Genomic DNA, 17,701 nt, shown 5'->3' on the forward strand with positions numbered 1-17,701 from the left:
GGGAAGGATTACTCGGCCGCTGGCCTCGCCCTTCGGGTCGTTGCGTTGCAACGCTGTCTCGCTTCGCTCGGCTCGAATCTTCAATCGAAGCTTCTCATCCATCCCCTGTACGGTGATAAATGTTAATTTTGAGTTTAGGGTAATTACAAGAGGTATAGCGAAATGGTGGTGGGGGAAGGATTCGAACCTTCGAAGTCGATGACGGCAGATTTACAGTCTGCTCCCTTTGGCCGCTCGGGAACCCCACCACGAAATTCGTGGATTTCGAATTGTTTTACTCTTTTCACGTCTGCATCTGGCCGATGCTTATTGCCGTGAACGGGGCGCATAATATCAAATGAAACGTCTCTGTAAAGCCTTGTTTTCTCGCAAGTAGACTGTTTGCCGTTTTTTTATCCTTAATGGTGTTTCCCTGTACGGAAAACACCATTAAGGGGACAAATTACAAGATAACAGTGCGGTTACCGTAAACAAATACGCGCTGTGCCAGAACACGATAAATGGCTTGGCTCAGGACATTTTTCTCAACGTCACGTCCAGCACGCATCATATCTTCGGCAGTATAGGTGTGATCGACGTTGATCACGTCCTGCATGATGATTGGACCTTCATCTAGATTATCGTTGACGTAATGCGCTGTCGCACCGATCAACTTCACGCCGCGCTCATAAGCTTGATGATAAGGGCGAGCACCGATAAATGCCGGCAAGAATGAATGGTGAATATTGATCACTCGGTTTGGATAGTGCTGAACAAAACCTGGGGTCAGAACACGCATGTATTTAGCAAGTACGACGTAATCCGGTTCGAAACTATCAATCTGTTCCATCAGTGCACTATCGTGTTGTTCGCGGGTTAACCCTTCGTGACTCACAAGACGGAATGGGATATCAAAACGTTCAACCAAATGTTGCAGTGTGGTGTGGTTACCGATGACAGCAGCGATTTCAACATCTAAACCGCCGTAAGTAGATTTCATCAACAGGTCGCCGAGGCAATGTGCTTCTTTGGTGACTAAAATAACAATGCGTCGACGGCCGGTACTATTGAGCTCACGGATTGAGCCTGCAGGTAACGCGCTGTCGAGGTCTGCCAGTAGCGTATTATCGTTGAATATACCTTCGAGTTCGGTACGCATAAAGAAGCGCCCGGTGCGATGGTCGACAAATTCATTGTTTTGTACGATGTTTAATTCGTGCTTGTAACAGATATTAGTAATTTTAGCGATAAGCCCTTTTGCATCGGGGCAAATGGTGCGTAAAACCTTGGTTTGTACGTTTTGTTGCGACATGAGGATGTGGGTCCTGTCCAAAGACTTTTATTAATTGTTCGTACTAGCCTGTGTGCGATTTATCGACCGCAACACTTCTTGTATTTTTTATCCGAGCCGCAAGGGCAAGGATCGTTTCTGCCCGTTTCGGGAGTAAATCCGTCAATATAGTACCAGTGTTCGTTGATGCGGATAAAGCGTGAACGTTCGTGAATTAGCACAATTTTTGACTGACCTGATTCCCGAAAACGTGCGGCAAATTCAACAAAGCCTTCATTTGCCTGTTTTCCATCCTGATGACTGATAACATGCAACCCCAGCCACTCAGTATTGGCAAACCCTTCGCGCAACGACGCGCGAAAATTTTCAGCGTGACAGTCTGGGTGCCAACTGGCTATCAGATAATCTGCATTGCCGGTTACATAGGCGCTATAGCGTGAGCGCATCAGCGTTTCTGGCGTCTCGGCCGGTTTCTCACCGGTAATTCGGGGTTGGCAACAGGTGGCGAACAGCGTACCGCTGCCGCATGGGCATAAATCTGACAAGAAGACTCCGAACAACGTTAAATGCATGGTTGAATATCACGATGTGCCATGTTACCTAACATTTTCACTGGGCGACAGTGCCTATGCGGGATGCATTATCAAACCTCAAATAAGAGGCGAGGGGGCGAATTATTATGATGGAACGAGAAATTAAAATTGGGCTGGCATTAGGTTCCGGTGCGGCAAAAGGCTGGGCACATATTGGTGTCATTAATGCCTTAAAGGAAATGGGAATCAAGGTCGATATAGTAGCAGGATGCTCTGTCGGTGCTTTAGTGGGGGCTGCTCATGCTAGCGGTCGTTTACCCGCTTTAGAGACCTGGGTTCGTTCCTTTAGTTACTGGGACGTTTTACGGCTGATGGATTTTTCTTGGCAGCGCGGTGGGCTGCTGCGTGGCAAACGAGTGTTTAGCGCCGTTGCACAGTTAATTCGCAACGACAATTTCGAACAATGCAAATTAAAATTTGGCGCAGTGACGACCAATTTAAGCACCGGGCGTGAACTGTGGCTGACCAAAGGCGATTTACACCTGGCCATTCGTGCATCTTGCAGTATGCCTGGTTTGCTCGCCCCTGTTTGGCACAATGGATACTGGCTGGTGGATGGTGCAGTGGTCAATCCAGTACCAATTTCCTTAACTCGTGCGCTAGGCGCTGATATTGTTATTGCAGTTGATTTGCAACACGATGCCCATTTGATGCAGCAAGATCTTTTGTCTGTACAGGCAACACCAGAGGAATTAGGCAGCGTAAAAGCGCTTAATTGGCGTGATAAAATCCGCCAACGACTGACTCGTTCGCATGTTCGCCCGGCTAATACCTCACCGACGGCGATGGAAATCATGTCTACGTCTATTCACGTGTTAGAAAATCGACTCAAGCGCAATCGAATGGCGGGCGATCCTCCAGATGTATTGCTTCAACCTTATTGCCCGCAAATTTCTACTCTAGATTTTCATCGAGCAGAAGAAGCGATTGAAGCCGGGCGGTTAGCGGTAGAAAAACAGCGGGAGCAGCTGTTACCTTTGGTTAAGAACAATAAACGATGAATAAATTAGCAACAGATAATGGGTTGCTGACAATTCTAGTAGGAAAATTTATTCGTTATGAGCCACTATTAGAATATGTCACACAGGGGGAGTTAAATGGAAAAGCCGCTTAAGAATAAGCATATTCTGATCGTTGATGATGAAGTTGTCTTCCGTTCAGTGGTAGCTGGCTATGTCAGATCCCTTGGTGCAACTTGTAGTGAGGCCGACAATGGACTGGAAGCACTCTCGGTCCTTGAGGATTTTCCGCCCGATATCATTCTGTGTGATTTGATTATGCCAGTGATGGGGGGAGTGGAATTTGTCGAAAATTTACGTTTACAAGGCAATAAAATACCCGTGTTGGTGATTTCGGCCACGGATAAAATGACCGATGTTGCCAGTATGGTTCGTCTTGGCGTAGAAGACGTCATCCTAAAACCTATTACTGATCTTAATCGTCTGCGAGAAGCGTTACTGAGCAGCCTCTATCCTAAATTGTTTAGCTCACAGGCCCTGGAAAAAAATGACTTTATCAAGGACTGGGATGAGATAAAGCGCCATCCAGAGGAAGCGGCTCGGCTATTACAGGAATTACAGCCGCCGGTTCAACAAGTGCTGGCACACTGTCGTATTAATTATCGTCAATTAACGATGGCTGAGCATTCGGGATTAGTCCTGGATATTGCTGCATTATCTTCTAAAGATTTAGGCTTTTATTGCCTGGATATTACACGCGCTAAGGATAATGGTGTCTTGGCTGCGTTGCTACTGCGAGCGATTTTCAATGGCCTGCTACGTGAGCATTTGAGCAATCAAGACCAGCGATTACCACATATGTCTAGCCTGCTTCGGGAAGTTAACCAACTGTTTAAACAGGCTGGTTTACAAGGGCAATTCCCTCTGCTTATGGGGTATTACCATGTTGAACAGAAAAGTCTTATTTTAGTTTCAGCGGGATTACATGCCACGGTAAATTCAGATGGTAGTCAAATACAACTCAGTAATAGTGTGCCACTAGGTACAACGGATGCCGCCTATTCAAATCAAGTCAGCCAGCACTGCGATGCCTGGCAATGCCAAGTGTGGGGTGCTGGAGGTCGGTTACGTCTCATGTTATCGAGCGAATAGTCTTTATTGGCTAAATAGTCTGCGCTGAATAAACGATTTTGTTGAATAGGCATTGTATTGCTGATTCGGTGTCCAGTTATCGCTCAAATAATCTACCAATTGATGGTTTAATCCTATGGTGATGGCTAAGTAAAGCCACTCTTATCTCCGCAGTAGGTTTATCTGACATAAACTCCAACCATTTTACACTCGCTTCTCAAGTGCATAGGGCCATGATGCTGTTATACTGCGTCACAATTATTTTAGCGATGGCTTGCCCTTTACGATTATGAGCCGTCCTGCAAGTGAATTCGTTATCCATTCTATAAATTTTGACGTTAGGAAATGCTGATGAAAGTAACAGTATTCGGTATCGGTTATGTTGGCTTGGTTCAGGCTGCAGTGCTTGCTGAGGTCGGACATGAAGTATTATGTATCGATGTAGATGCCAAAAAAGTTGAAAATCTAAAGAAGGGTCAAATTCCTATTTATGAGCCGGGCTTAACACCATTAGTGCAACAAAACTATGAAGCCGGCCGCCTGATGTTCAGCACCAATGCTGAAGATGGCGTTGCACATGCTCAGGTTCAGTTTATTGCGGTAGGTACACCTCCAGACGAAGATGGCTCCGCCGATTTGAAATATGTTACCGCTGTAGCTCGCACTATTTCTCAGTACATGACTGAACCGAAGATTGTTATCGATAAATCGACTGTGCCAGTGGGCACGGCGGATAAAGTACGTAAAGTCATGACCGACGTTCTGGCGCAACGCGGATGCCAGATTGATTTCAACGTTATTTCTAATCCAGAGTTCCTCAAAGAGGGCGCGGCGGTTGCTGACTGTATGCGTCCTGAACGTATTGTTATTGGTACCGATAATCCTGATGCCATTGAACCCATCCGTGAGTTATATGAGCCGTTCAATCGTAATCATGACCGCATGATCCTGATGGATATTCGCAGTGCTGAATTAACCAAATATGCTGCAAACTGTATGCTTGCAACCAAAATTAGCTTCATGAATGAAATGGCAAACCTTGCCGAACTGCTAGGCGCTGATATTGAGAAAGTTCGTCAAGGTATTGGTTCTGACTCCCGTATTGGTTACCACTTTATCTATCCTGGCTGTGGTTACGGCGGTTCTTGTTTCCCTAAAGATGTTCAGGCACTGATTCGCACCGCAGAACAAATCGGTTATCAGCCTAAGATATTGCAGGCAGTAGAGCAGGTTAACTACCAGCAAAAATATAAACTATCAGCGTATATTCAACGCCACTTCGGTGATGATTTAGCTGGTAAGACATTTGCTTTGTGGGGACTGTCTTTTAAACCTAATACCGACGATATGCGAGAGGCTTCAAGCCGCGTCCTAATGGAACAACTTTGGGCAGCAGGCGCGAAAATCAAAGCCTATGACCCAGAAGCGATGAATGAAACACAGCGTATATATGGGCATCGTGATGATCTGGAGTTGATGGGGACTAAAGAAGGCACGTTACATGGTTCCGATGCTCTGGTCATTTGTACCGAATGGCAGAACTTCCGGGCACCAGATTTTGACCTCATTAAAGCCTCGCTAAAAAGCCCTGTTATATTTGACGGTCGAAACTTATATGATCCTGAACGCTTGGATAAGCGCGGGTTTACTTACTATGCAATCGGGCGTGGTGCGTCCATTGACCCAGTGCTTTAAGGAGCGAGCATGAAATATTTGGTAACGGGCGCAGCGGGTTTTATAGGCTATTTTGTTGCGCAGCGTTTATTGGACGCCGGACATCATGTCACGGGCTTGGATAACCTGAATGACTATTATGATGTCAGTTTAAAAACGTCAAGACTGTCGTTGTTGGAGCGCAGCCCGCGATTTGATTTTATTAAATTAGATCTTGCGGACCGTGATGGCATGGCTGCGCTTTTTGCAGAAAAGGGCTTTGATCGTGTTATTCATCTTGCTGCGCAGGCGGGAGTACGTTATTCGATCGTTAATCCTTTGGCTTACACCGATTCAAACCTGGTTGGTTTTGTCAATGTGCTAGAAGGATGCCGCCATAATAAGGTCAAGCATTTGTTATACGCTTCCTCGAGCTCCGTATATGGAATGAATCGTAAGCAGCCATTTTCAACCAATGATACGGTAGACCATCCAATATCACTGTATGCGGCAACTAAAAAGGCCAATGAACTGATGGCGCATACTTATTCCCATCTTTATGGATTACCAACGACGGGGATGCGTTTCTTTACCGTTTACGGTCCGTGGGGACGTCCAGATATGGCTTTGTTTAAATTTACGAAAGCTATATTGGCAGGTGAAAGTATTGATGTTTATAACCGCGGTGAGATGCGTAGAGACTTTACATATATTGACGATGTTGCTGAAGCTGTTGTTCGTTTAGCTGATGTTGTTCCTCAAATAGATAAAGAGTGGACAGTTGAGGAAGGGGATGCGTCAACGAGCTCTGCACCTTATTGCTTATACAATGTCGGTAATAGTAATCCTATAAAATTAATGGATTATATTCAGGCGTTAGAGACAGCATTAGGGATGAATGCGAGTAAAAATCTATTAGCAATGCAAGCTGGCGATGTACAAGAAACCAGCGCTGACACTGAACCACTATATCAAGTGACGGGATTTAAACCGCAAACCTCGGTTGATATTGGCGTCAAGAATTTTGTAGATTGGTATCGTAGTTTTTACCAAGTGTAAGTCTTTATCAGATTTAACTTACGCAATGCCGTTCTTGTATTGCTCATAAACGTATAAAGGCCGCTATAGCGGCCTTTATACGTTTTAAGACATAAAAAAACCAGACAAGAAATTGGCAATATATGAACACTAACTATACATAATTCGTAAAGTTCACCGAGCAATGGGCAATAAAAAACCACCGACATTGCGGTGGTTTTTACGGCGGTATACAAATACGCTAATGCTTTTCAGGCTAACTTATATCAATAAAAGCTAAATTACAGCAGGAAATCGTCCAGGCTTTTGCCTTGTTCTTCGATAGCTTTTTTGATTACTGCTGGAGTACGGCCTTGACCTGTCCAGGTTTTGTTTTCGCCGTTCTCATCAACATATTTGTATTTAGCTGGGCGAGCAGCACGCTTGGATTTACCAGCTGATTTAGTTGCAGCCATAGTCTGCAGCAATTCATTTGGATCGATGCCATCAGCAATCAGCATTTCACGGTATTGCTGAAGTTTACGAGTACGCTCTTCAATTTCTACAGCGGCTTGTGAATCTTCATCACGGCGCTCATTTACAACAACTTCTAATTTCTCCAGCATCTCTTCCAGAGTTTCCAGAGTGCATTCGCGAGCCTGTGCGCGCAGAGTACGGATGTTGTTCAGGATTTTTAATGCTTCGCTCATTATACTAGTCTCTATTTATATTGGTGGGGGGCGTTTGAGTAATAATAGAATGCAAATTATCTTTCTGCAATAGTGAATTTGTTATGTTGTCGGTAATTTATCATTTATAAACCCTCAGACTTATCATTGAGAAAAATATAAACCGACTAAACGCCCCTATTAATGCACTGGCTATAAGTCAAATTCAATCTGTAGACATAGAGTCAGATGACAGTTAATCCTCTTGTGCGAAGAGAATAAAAATCAAAAAAATTTTATAAACCTTGCCGGAAACTTAACGAGTCTAGTTACATAACTTATCTGTTAAATGTTTAAAGTGTAAAGAAAGAGAACGGCTATCTTAGCAATATGTGCTGAGTTTTTTCGACGCTGCGTGATGTATAAGCAGATTCTGAGAGCTAAGCTGCAAGTATAAAGGGGTAAACTTTATAATTGTTAGTGCTGGAGTATTGTTCGATGCACATTGAGAAGACGATTTGCGTCTTTAATGAATTGTCTTAAATTTTACCTCCCATTATTGATTGTAACTTTATGTGACTTTCCTCATTAAATGAGGAGCTTACTCAAACACTATGTCTTGTGGTTTATGACCTTTGTTACTTGATTGCATAGATGCTGTGTTAACATTACGAAATACTAATATTCTCTCATTATACATATGGGGTCACGCGCCAATGGCTCAGCTTTATTTTTATTACTCTGCAATGAACGCAGGTAAATCAACATCTTTGTTACAATCATCATATAACTATCAAGAGAGAGGAATGCGAACGTTGGTGCTTACTGCCGAGATAGACCATCGATTCGGCAAAGCCAATGTTAGCTCACGTATTGGTCTTTCATCCCCCGCCGAAGTTTATTCTAATCAAACTGATTTGTTGAACTTGATTAGCCAGAAACATCAGCAGCAAACTATTCATTGTGTATTGATTGATGAAAGCCAGTTTTTGACTAAAGAACAGGTTTCTCAGTTGACTGATGTGGTCGATGAATTAGATATCCCGGTGCTATGTTACGGACTGCGCACTGATTTCCGTGGTGAGTTATTTTCTGGTAGCGAATATTTACTGGCCTGGGCCGATAAGTTGGTTGAGTTAAAAACCATCTGCCATTGCGGCCGTAAAGCGAATCAGACCTTACGACTTAATCATGAGGGTAGGGCATTACATGATGGTGCTCAGGTCGTTATTGGTGGTAATGAAAGCTACGTTTCTGTTTGCCGAAAGCATTATAAAGAGGCGATGGCCGATCCTAATGTTACCCAAGTTCCTGCAATACAGCTTCCCGTTCCGACACAACGCTAAGCCATATATCTTAAATCTTATCCCTTTGCTGCGGTGACCTAACCAGGAGTTTGTGCCAGAGATCTCTGTTAATAAGGCATTGAAACTTAGCTCAATGGTTGCAATCATGTTATTACACAGATTTGTGGGTTTATTTACCGTTCTTTCTAAAGATCGATAAATGTTTATTTATCAGCCATGAAAAAACCCGCCGTTCGGCGGGTTTTTGTATTACATATTGCAACGTCGATGAGATTACCTTAATTGATTATTTCTTGGCCTTCTTTACTGGCGTCGCCTTTTCTACAGTTTGCGGGATATGTGTAGCTAATTCCTCGGTAAATTTTTTGCCGTAATAGGTGTCGAGCAGGATTTGCTTCAATTCTGAAATCAATGGATAACGCGGGTTAGCTCCAGTGCACTGGTCATCGAAAGCATCTTCAGACAGTTTATCCACTTTGGCTAGGAAGTCGGCTTCTTGTACTCCCGCCTCACGAATAGATGTCGGAATGCCGAGTTCGGCTTTAATTTCATCTAACCAAGTCAGTAATTTTTCAATTTTCTGAGCGGTGCGGTCACCTGCGGCACTCAATCCAAGATGGTCGGCAATTTCTGCGTAGCGGCGACGCGCCTGCGGGCGGTCGTACTGGCTAAAGGCCGTTTGTTTGGTTGGATTATCATTGGCGTTATAACGAATGACGTTGGAAATTAACATCGCGTTGGCCAGGCCGTGTGGAATATGGAATTCGGACCCTAATTTATGGGCCATTGAATGGCATACGCCGAGGAAGGCGTTAGCAAACGCAATACCGGCGATAGTCGCTGCATTGTGCACACGCTCGCGAGCAACAGGATTCTTCGCGCCTTCTTTATAGCTGGCCGGGAGATACTCTTTTAGTAGTTTCAATGCCTGCAAGGCTTGGCCATCGGAGAATTCACTTGCCAGCACGGAGACGTAGGCTTCGAGCGCGTGGGTTACTGCATCTAAACCACCAAACGCACACAGAGACTTCGGCATATTCATTACTAGGTTGGCATCAACAATTGCCATATCTGGTGTTAATGCATAATCTGCTAGCGGATATTTTTGGCCCGTAGCATCGTCGGTGACGACAGCAAACGGTGTGACTTCAGAACCGGTGCCTGATGTGGTGGTGATGGCCACCATTTTGGCTTTGACGCCCATTTTCGGGAATTTATAGATACGTTTGCGAATATCCATAAAGCGCAGGGCTAAATCTTCAAAATGCGTTTCTGGATGTTCATAGAGCACCCACATGATTTTTGCCGCATCCATCGGTGAACCACCACCTAAGGCGATAATCACATCTGGTTTGAAGGCGTTCATCTGCTCTGCGCCTTGACGAACAATACTTAAGGTCGGGTCGGCTTCTACTTCGAAGAAGACTTTAGATTCCACTCCATACTCTTTAAGTACGTTGGTGATTTGGTCTGCATAGCCATTATTAAACAAGTAGCGGTCGGTGACGATAAAGGCGCGTTTTGCTCCATCAGTTGCTACTTCTTCCAATGCGATAGGCAGAGAACCTCGGCGGAAGTAGATAGATCTCGGAAGTTTATGCCACAACATATTTTCTGCTCGCTTCGCTACCGTTTTCTTGTTGATCAAATGTTTAGGACCAACGTTTTCAGAGATAGAGTTACCACCCCAAGAGCCACAGCCCAGCGTTAATGATGGGGCAAGCTTAAAGTTATAGAGATCGCCAATCCCGCCTTGTGAAGCTGGGGTATTGATAAGGATACGAGCCGTCTTCATTTTGTCACCGAAGACCTTAACGCGTTCTGGTTGGTTATCTTGATCGGTATAGAGGCACGATGTGTGGCCGATGCCTCCCATTTCAACCAGTTTTTCAGCTTTATTCACCGCATCGTCAAAGTTTTTGGCGCGGTACATCGCGAGGGTAGGAGAGAGTTTTTCATGAGCGAAAGGTTCTGTTTCATCAACCTTGACGACCTCACCGATTAATACTTTCGTATTGGCAGGGACAGTGATACCCGCCATTTCTGCAATTTTTGTTGCCGGCTGGCCAACGATATCGGCATTCAGGCCGCCATTTTTAAGAATCACATCCTGTACCGCTTTCAATTCTTTGCCGACCAGAATATAGCCGCCGTGAGATCTAAAGCGTTCTTTTACTGCATCATAAATTGAATCAACGACGATAACAGACTGTTCGGATGCGCAGATTACGCCATTGTCGAAAGTTTTAGACATCAAGATAGAAGCTACGACGCGCTTAATATCGGCGGTTTCATCAACGACTACGGGGGTATTACCGGCACCGACGCCGATTGCTGGCTTCCCTGAGCTATAGGCGGCTTTCACCATACCTGGACCGCCAGTTGCCAGAATTAAATTCAGATCGGGGTGATGCATTAACTCATTGGATAACGGTACGCTTGGGGCATCTATCCAACCAATAATGTCTTTTGGTGCGCCCGCTGCAATCGCGGCTTGTAAGACGATATTAGCCGCTTTAATCGTTGCTTTAGCAGCACGAGGATGTGGAGAGAAGATAATACCGTTGCGTGTCTTCAGACTAATAAGTGCTTTGAAAATGGCGGTAGAAGTGGGGTTAGTGGTAGGAACGATACCGCAGATAATACCGATGGGTTCGGCGATAGTAATAGTGCCGTATGTATTATCTTCGGCGATCACACCGCAGGTTTTTTCATCTTTATAGGCATTGTAGATATATTCAGAAGCGAAATGGTTTTTGATCACCTTATCTTCCACAATCCCCATTCCGGACTCTTCCACCGCAAGTTTAGCGAGTGGAATTCGGGCATCGGCGGCAGCGAGAGCCGCAGCACGAAAGACCTTATCTACTTGTTCTTGGGAGAAGTTTGCAAACTCACGCTGCGCTTTTTTTACTCGTGCTACAAGTTCATTTAGTTCAGCGACATTGGTTACAGCCATAATGCTCTCCTGATAATGTTAAACTTTTTTAGTAAATAATCCGGCAGAAACAAGAGTATAGACTGGCAAATAATCCCTATATGCCGAACTCAATGTTTTCATCATCTAAAACGATGAAGCAGGCTTTCATTTTCTAAAGAAGCTTGTGTTTTATGATTTTAAAAATAACATAAAATTTTGATATATAACGATATTTTAATCATATTAAGGAGGCTGTTTCTTTTCCTGACCTTGTACAAATCTTACCGTTCGGGACACTAGGCTAATATGATCCACATCAATAAAAATTAAAACTGACTCGTTTCAGCATAAAATAAGAAAAATGGTATTTTCATTTTCCATCATGAAAATTAACAACTTGTTCATTAGTTTTTAATGGGTTTTGTTTTGTGAAGTAAATGACTGCTTTTTGTTATTTTTATGGCTATAAATGCTTTATTTTTGCGTGGAATATAGCCCGCAATTCCAGTACATTGGCGCGCATCAACACCTTATTGCTATGGCATTTTTGCGGAGTTCTTCGTGAGCCAATCTGTTCTCGATTTTTCAGGTTATATAAAGTTTTTTATTGGGTTGTTTGCCTTAGTTAACCCGATTGGTATTTTGCCTGTATTTATCGGCATGACGAGTTATCAAACCGCGCCAGCACGTGAAAAAACCAATGTCACGGCTAACTTTTCAGTCGCGATTATTCTGTGCTGTTCACTGTTTTTTGGTGACATGATTTTACGTTTGTTTGGTATCTCTATTGATTCTTTCCGTATTGCTGGTGGCATTCTGGTCGTGACCATCGCGATGTCGATGATCAGTGGCAAGATAGGACAAGATAAACAGAATAAGCAGGAAAAAACCGAAACTGCTAACCGTGAAAGTATCGGCGTAGTGCCCTTAGCTTTGCCTTTAATGGCTGGGCCAGGTGCTATTAGCTCAACAATTGTTTGGAGCTCTCGTTACCACAGTTGGGAAAACCTACTTGGTCTGACGCTGACAATTGTATTTTTTGCATTTTGTTGCTGGCTACTGTTCCGTGCAGCACCTTTGGTTATGCGTTTACTCGGACAGACAGGCATAAACGTGATCACACGTATTATGGGATTATTGCTGATGTCACTTGGTATAGAGTTCATTATCAATGGAATTAAGGCGATTTTCCCTGGCTTGTTATGATTGCTTAAAAAGCAGGCTGCGGCAGCGCACAAGGCATTATAGTCAATGACACACTAATAGAGTGGGGCGATCTTATCTCCCCACTTTAATTCAATTATATCTTAGATACATCTACTTACAGATATCGGGTCTGCTCGGCGTTTATGGTCCGTATTATTTTATTTAATAATGCAATGCATTATAATAGTGCAGCTAATGTGCAAAAAATAAACGTATGCACCTCAATGTTGCATAAAACCCCGTTACTTAGCTAATTTTCATTCAAAGCCTCGTTTTAGTTGGTTTCCTCCGTGATTTTTACGCGTTTTATTACATATCTCTGCCCGTTTTGACGTTAAATTAATCATATCATTCTGTAGGGCTTGTGCCGGATGTATCGAGATGATATTAGTGTTTAACGTTGGGTTCACAGGTGTTTATGCTTAAAACTCAGTCAATGCTAATGTATTGTGTTAGGGCATAATTTACTCAGAAAATCCAAGTGTTTTTTGTGCTGAATTTTTTATAAACCAAGTAATTTCAATATGTTAAATGCATTTCATTAACATTGAGAGGACGAGGTGAATAGTCATTAGCAAGCTATTTACGAGAATTGCATAGCATTTCTGCAAAATTAATTGGCGCAGTGACTACGCATCTGATAATTTTCGGGACATCTTTTAAAATGGAAGTTAGTTCGGCATTTTGTCGAAATGAGAACGGATCTTGCTAGGATAAGTAAGATAGGTTTGGAGCACTTTCATTTTTGGAGAGTTTTGTGGCAGATAACGTCCATCACATTCTAGAGTCATCGCCGTTGCTATTTGCGTCTTTGCAAAAAGATGTTTTTGGCAAACGTTTTGAGGACGGAATGACCTACCACTCCATGCGATGCGGTAATCAAACTCCAAATATACGTTTTCTCTTAACGGTTATTCTTTAATCGATGGATGAAGTGCGCCTGCTTGGCTGTTAAAAATAAATACAACGCAGCTCGCATATTGTTGATATGCGCATTGTGAAAAGATAGCTGATGGTGTTATCGAGGCGGGGGCGTCTCGTTTTAGGTGCTATTTTATGAGTACTTGAGCATCTAAACATCGATAAGCGATTTTTTAAGTAGTGGCAAAAAGCAGTAAGTAATAGGGGGAGGCCGTCCTGAGCGGATAGGCTATAACACAGAGGTTTCTTGACGGGGAATTCGTTCAATGCCCTGCTTGAAACAAACCCGCTAAGGGTTTCTCTTTTCCTGAATAGGAAAAGTTAATAATAAAAACTGGAGTTGAAATTAAATGACCAACATCACAAAAAAAAATCTACTCGCCGCTTGCGTATTAACGGCAATTGGCTCTTTATCTGCTGCTAGTACATTTGCGGCTGATGTTCCTGCAGGCGTGCAACTTGCCGCTAAGCAAGAATTAGTTCGCAATAATGGAGATGAAGTTCAGTCACTTGACCCACATAAAGTCGAAGGTGTACCTGAATCTAACGTTATCCGTGACCTGCTGGAAGGCCTGACTGACACTGACCCAAAAGATGGTAGTGTTGTTCCAGGTGTTGCTGAAAGCTGGGAAAACCAAGATTTTAAAGTCTGGACCTTCCACCTGCGTAAAGATGCAAAATGGTCTAACGGCGCGCCAGTTACTGCTGCCGATTTCGTTTACAGCTGGCAGCGTTTGGCCGATCCAAAAACCGCGTCTCCTTATGAAAGCTATCTGCAATACGGCCACATCGTAAATATCGACGATATCATCGCAGGTAAAAAAAGCCCGGACACCTTGGGTGTAAAAGCGCTTGACGATCATACTCTGCAAGTGACCTTAAGTGAGCCAGTACCTTACTTTGTTAAAATGCTGTCACACACCTCAATGAAGCCTGTATACAAACCGGCTGTTGAGAAATTTGGTGATAAGTGGACGTTGCCTGCAAACTATGTCAGCAACGGTGCTTACAAATTAAAAACCTGGACCGTTAACGAACGTATCGTGCTTGAGCGCAACCCTGAATATTGGGATAACGCAAAAACTGTTCTGAATCAGGTCACTTACCTGCCAATTTCTTCAGAAGTGTCAGACGTTAACCGCTACCGCAGCGGCGAAATCGACATGACTTATAACAACATGCCGATCGAGCTGTTCCATAAGCTGAAGACTGATATTCCAAAAGAAGTCCACGTTGACCCGTATCTGTGTACCTATTACTACGAAATCAACAACCAGAAAGCACCATTCACTGATAACCGTGTTCGTACAGCTCTGAAACTGGGCCTGGATCGCGATATCATTGCTAATAAAGTGAAAGCTCAGGGTGACCTGCCGGCTTACGGTTTGACCCCTCCTTATACCGACGGTGCAAAACTGACGCCTCCAGCCTGGTTCAAAGAAACTCAGGAGCAACGTAACGCCGAAGGTAAAAAACTGTTGGCAGAAGCTGGTTATAACGATCAACACCCTCTGACCTTCAGCCTGCTGTATAACTCTTCTGATCTGCATAAGAAACTGGCTATCGCAGCAGCAGCTATCTGGAAGAAAAACTTAGGCGTTGACGTCAAGCTGGAAAACCAAGAGTGGAAAACCTACTTGGAAACTCGCCATCAGGGTAACTTCGATGTGGCGCGTGCTGGCTGGTGTTCTGACTATAACGAACCAACGTCATTCCTGAACACCATGCTCTCTGGCAGCAGCAACAATACTGCACACTATAACAGCCCTGCTTTCGACAAAATCATTGCTGATGCGCTGCAGGTGAAAACTGAAGACCAACGTTCAGCACTTTACCAACAGGCTGAAACTCAGTTGGATAAAGACTCTGCGATCATTCCAGTGTTCTACTACGTGAATGCTCGTCTGGTGAAACCTTATGTTGGTGGTTACACCGGTAAGGATCCACAGGACAACGTTTATTCTAAAAACCTGTACATCATCAAGCATTAATCTGTGAACAACAGGGGCCTCGATTCGCGGCCCCTGATTAGTCGTTTGCATAGATTAATTGTTTGCTTAGATTAGTCGTTTGCACACCATTTTTATAAGCAGAGCTGTTTACAAGCAATGGTAAATGGCCAACGCACCAGCCAGTGTTCTATGGCGGTGTGATAAAAGCCGAAACACTCCAGCGTATTCAGGCTAAGAACAATAGGTACGGGCAATGTTAAAATTTATTTTACGCCGCTGTCTGGAAGCGATTCCGACGCTATTCATACTCATTACGATTTCGTTCTTTATGATGCGTCTCGCCCCTGGTAGCCCTTTTACCGGTGAGCGTAATCTTCCACCAGAAGTAATGGCGAACATTGAGGCGAAATATCACCTTAATGACCCAATGTATAAACAGTATTTCCATTATTTGGCGCAATTGGCTAAAGGCGATTTTGGCCCGTCGTTCAAATATAAAGATTACAGTGTGAACGATCTGCTGGCGACGTCCTTCCCAGTGTCAGCCAAACTCGGCTTGGCGGCGTTCATTTTGGCTATTGTATTGGGCGTATCTGCGGGGGTGATCGCAGCGCTTAATCAAAACACAAAATGGGACTATACGGTGATGGGGCTTGCCATGACCGGGGTAGTCATACCCAGTTTTGTGGTAGCACCATTATTAGTTTTGATTTTCTCTATTATGCTCAAATGGCTGCCAGGCGGTGGTTGGCATAATGGCGGGTTTAAATATATGGTACTGCCAATGGTGGCACTATCACTGGCGTATATTGCCAGCATCGCACGTATTACTCGTGGTTCGATGATTGAAGTTCTGCACTCCAACTTTATCCGCACCGCGCGTGCTAAAGGCTTACCGCTTAGTCGTATTATCTTCCGCCATGCATTGAAACCGGCCATGCTGCCTGTGATGTCCTATATGGGGCCGGCATTTGTCGGGATCATTACGGGCTCAATGGTGATTGAAAGCATTTACGGATTGCCGGGGATTGGTCAGCTGTTTGTTAACGGTGCATTAAACCGTGACTACTCGCTGGTACTGAGCCTGACCATTCTGGTCGGTGCCCTGACTATTTTATTCAATGCGATCGTCGACGTGCTATACGCCGTTATCGATCCTAAGATCCGTTATTAAGGCTGGAGTTCGCCAATATGATGTTAAGTAATAAAAAAAATAGCGAAGCTCTGGAGAACTTTACGGAGAAGCTGGAGATAGAAGGGCGCAGTCTATGGCAGGATGCTAGCCGCCGTTTCATGCACAACCGTGCGGCAGTGGCTAGTTTGATTGTACTGGTGCTGATTTCTCTGTTTGTTATCTTTGCGCCGATGTTAGCGCAGTTCAAATATGATGATACCGATTGGAATATGATGTCGGCAGCGCCGGACTTTGCCACTGGACACTATTTCGGTACCGATTCATCCGGGCGTGACTTGATGGTTCGTGTCGCTATCGGTGGTCGCATCTCCCTAATGGTCGGTGTGTCCGCTGCGTTGGTCGCCGTGGTACTGGGTACCTTGTATGGTTCTATTTCCGGTTACCTGGGTGGCAAAACTGACTCTGCCATGATGCGTCTGCTGGAAATTCTCAACTCTTTCCCGTTCATGTTCTTCGTTATCTTGCTGGTGACGTTCTTTGGACAGAACATCTTCCTGATTTTTGTCGCTATCGGTATGGTGTCATGGCTTGACATGGCGCGTATCGTCCGTGGGCAGACGTTAGGCTTAAAACGTAAAGAGTTCATTGAAGCTGCATTAGTGAGCGGTGTCTCTACCCGCAATATCGTGTTGCGTCATATCGTTCCTAACGTACTGGGTGTGGTTGTCGTTTACGCTTCACTGTTAGTACCAAGCATGATTCTATTTGAATCCTTCCTGAGCTTCTTAGGCTTAGGTACCCAAGAACCATTGAGCAGCTGGGGTGCATTGCTTAGCGATGGCGCAAACTCGATGGAAGTTTCACCTTGGCTGCTGCTGTTCCCGGCTGGTTTCCTGGTCGTGACGCTGTTCTGTTTCAACTTTATCGGTGATGGCTTACGTGATGCCCTCGACCCGAAAGACCGCTAAG

General features: G+C 44.3%; 13 protein-coding genes, 1 tRNA gene and 1 other RNA gene. 9 read left to right on the forward strand and 6 right to left on the reverse strand.

Going from position 1 to position 17,701, the window contains the following annotated elements; translation table 11 throughout:
• From ACL9RG_RS19790 to ACL9RG_RS19805, 4 genes are all read right to left on the reverse strand, one after another.
• Positions 1-119, reverse strand: a non-coding RNA gene (locus tag ACL9RG_RS19790) — RtT sRNA; the annotation flags it as partial.
• Between the two features lie 44 nt (positions 120-163).
• A tRNA-Tyr gene (locus tag ACL9RG_RS19795) sits at positions 164-248 on the reverse strand.
• A gap of 194 nt (positions 249-442) precedes the next feature.
• Positions 443-1,291, reverse strand: coding sequence for a formyltetrahydrofolate deformylase (gene purU / locus ACL9RG_RS19800; RefSeq protein WP_422794363.1), 849 nt, complete (start codon positions 1,289-1,291; stop codon positions 443-445).
• A 59-nt stretch (positions 1,292-1,350) separates the two neighbouring features.
• Positions 1,351-1,815, reverse strand: coding sequence for a YchJ family protein (locus ACL9RG_RS19805; protein ID WP_422794364.1), 465 nt, complete (start codon positions 1,813-1,815; stop codon positions 1,351-1,353).
• A 137-nt stretch (positions 1,816-1,952) separates the two neighbouring features.
• On the opposite strand from ACL9RG_RS19805, the gene rssA reads away from it, so the two are divergent.
• The 4 genes from rssA (at position 1,953) to ACL9RG_RS19825 (ending at position 6,665) form a co-directional block, all read left to right on the forward strand.
• Positions 1,953-2,864: a patatin-like phospholipase RssA gene (rssA, locus tag ACL9RG_RS19810; RefSeq protein WP_422794439.1), complete on the forward strand. Its 912-nt coding sequence runs from the start codon at positions 1,953-1,955 to the stop codon at positions 2,862-2,864.
• 96 nt (positions 2,865-2,960) lie between these two features.
• On the forward strand, positions 2,961-3,974 hold the full coding sequence (gene rssB / locus ACL9RG_RS19815) for a two-component system response regulator RssB (RefSeq protein ID WP_422794365.1): 1,014 nt from the start codon (positions 2,961-2,963) through the stop codon (positions 3,972-3,974).
• A 330-nt stretch (positions 3,975-4,304) separates the two neighbouring features.
• Positions 4,305-5,648, forward strand: a complete 1,344-nt coding sequence (locus ACL9RG_RS19820) for a UDP-glucose dehydrogenase family protein (protein WP_422794366.1) — start codon at positions 4,305-4,307, stop codon at positions 5,646-5,648.
• Between the two features lie 9 nt (positions 5,649-5,657).
• Entirely contained in the window at positions 5,658-6,665 is a 1,008-nt protein-coding gene (locus ACL9RG_RS19825) for an NAD-dependent epimerase (protein ID WP_422794367.1), read from the forward strand.
• A gap of 260 nt (positions 6,666-6,925) precedes the next feature.
• Here ACL9RG_RS19825 and hns read toward each other — a convergent pair whose 3' ends face one another.
• Entirely contained in the window at positions 6,926-7,333 is a 408-nt protein-coding gene (hns, locus tag ACL9RG_RS19830) for a histone-like nucleoid-structuring protein H-NS (protein WP_422794368.1), read from the reverse strand.
• A 674-nt stretch (positions 7,334-8,007) separates the two neighbouring features.
• Between hns and ACL9RG_RS19835 the strand changes: the two genes are divergently transcribed.
• Positions 8,008-8,637 (forward strand): thymidine kinase, encoded by a 630-nt coding sequence (locus tag ACL9RG_RS19835; protein WP_422794369.1) that lies wholly within the window; start codon positions 8,008-8,010, stop codon positions 8,635-8,637.
• 247 nt (positions 8,638-8,884) lie between these two features.
• Here ACL9RG_RS19835 and adhE read toward each other — a convergent pair whose 3' ends face one another.
• Complete coding sequence (gene adhE / locus ACL9RG_RS19840; protein WP_422794370.1) at positions 8,885-11,557, reverse strand: bifunctional acetaldehyde-CoA/alcohol dehydrogenase; 2,673 nt, start codon at positions 11,555-11,557, stop codon at positions 8,885-8,887.
• 522 nt (positions 11,558-12,079) lie between these two features.
• On the opposite strand from adhE, the gene ACL9RG_RS19845 reads away from it, so the two are divergent.
• From ACL9RG_RS19845 to oppC, 4 genes are all read left to right on the forward strand, one after another.
• Positions 12,080-12,724, forward strand: coding sequence for a YchE family NAAT transporter (locus tag ACL9RG_RS19845; protein WP_422794371.1), 645 nt, complete (start codon positions 12,080-12,082; stop codon positions 12,722-12,724).
• A 1,271-nt stretch (positions 12,725-13,995) separates the two neighbouring features.
• Positions 13,996-15,636 carry an oligopeptide ABC transporter substrate-binding protein OppA gene (gene oppA / locus ACL9RG_RS19850; RefSeq protein WP_422794372.1) on the forward strand — a complete coding sequence of 547 codons (1,641 nt, stop codon included), beginning with the start codon at positions 13,996-13,998 and terminating at the stop codon, positions 15,634-15,636.
• 214 nt (positions 15,637-15,850) lie between these two features.
• Positions 15,851-16,771, forward strand: a complete 921-nt coding sequence (oppB, locus tag ACL9RG_RS19855) for an oligopeptide ABC transporter permease OppB (protein ID WP_422794373.1) — start codon at positions 15,851-15,853, stop codon at positions 16,769-16,771.
• Positions 16,772-16,791: 20 nt separating this feature from the next.
• On the forward strand, positions 16,792-17,700 hold the full coding sequence (gene oppC, locus ACL9RG_RS19860; RefSeq protein WP_422794440.1) for an oligopeptide ABC transporter permease OppC: 909 nt from the start codon (positions 16,792-16,794) through the stop codon (positions 17,698-17,700).
• Position 17,701 lies beyond the last annotated feature (1 nt).

Source organism: Rouxiella sp. Mn2063, from assembly GCF_049319665.1.
GTDB lineage: Bacteria > Pseudomonadota > Gammaproteobacteria > Enterobacterales > Enterobacteriaceae > JBMOUD01.

Bases quoted from the DNA above. Each gene is read 5' to 3' on its own strand.
- oppC (WP_422794440.1), top strand. From the start codon at position 16,792: ATGTTAAGTAATAAAAAAAATAGCGAAGCTCTGGAGAACTTTACGGAG.
- hns (WP_422794368.1), bottom strand. From the start codon at position 7,333: ATGAGCGAAGCATTAAAAATCCTGAACAACATCCGTACTCTGCGCGCA.
- ACL9RG_RS19835 (WP_422794369.1), top strand. From the start codon at position 8,008: ATGGCTCAGCTTTATTTTTATTACTCTGCAATGAACGCAGGTAAATCA.
- purU (WP_422794363.1), bottom strand. From the start codon at position 1,291: ATGTCGCAACAAAACGTACAAACCAAGGTTTTACGCACCATTTGCCCC.
- ACL9RG_RS19825 (WP_422794367.1), top strand. From the start codon at position 5,658: ATGAAATATTTGGTAACGGGCGCAGCGGGTTTTATAGGCTATTTTGTT.
- oppA (WP_422794372.1), top strand. From the start codon at position 13,996: ATGACCAACATCACAAAAAAAAATCTACTCGCCGCTTGCGTATTAACG.
- adhE (WP_422794370.1), bottom strand. From the start codon at position 11,557: ATGGCTGTAACCAATGTCGCTGAACTAAATGAACTTGTAGCACGAGTA.
- oppB (WP_422794373.1), top strand. From the start codon at position 15,851: ATGTTAAAATTTATTTTACGCCGCTGTCTGGAAGCGATTCCGACGCTA.
- rssA (WP_422794439.1), top strand. From the start codon at position 1,953: ATGGAACGAGAAATTAAAATTGGGCTGGCATTAGGTTCCGGTGCGGCA.
- rssB (WP_422794365.1), top strand. From the start codon at position 2,961: ATGGAAAAGCCGCTTAAGAATAAGCATATTCTGATCGTTGATGATGAA.
- ACL9RG_RS19820 (WP_422794366.1), top strand. From the start codon at position 4,305: ATGAAAGTAACAGTATTCGGTATCGGTTATGTTGGCTTGGTTCAGGCT.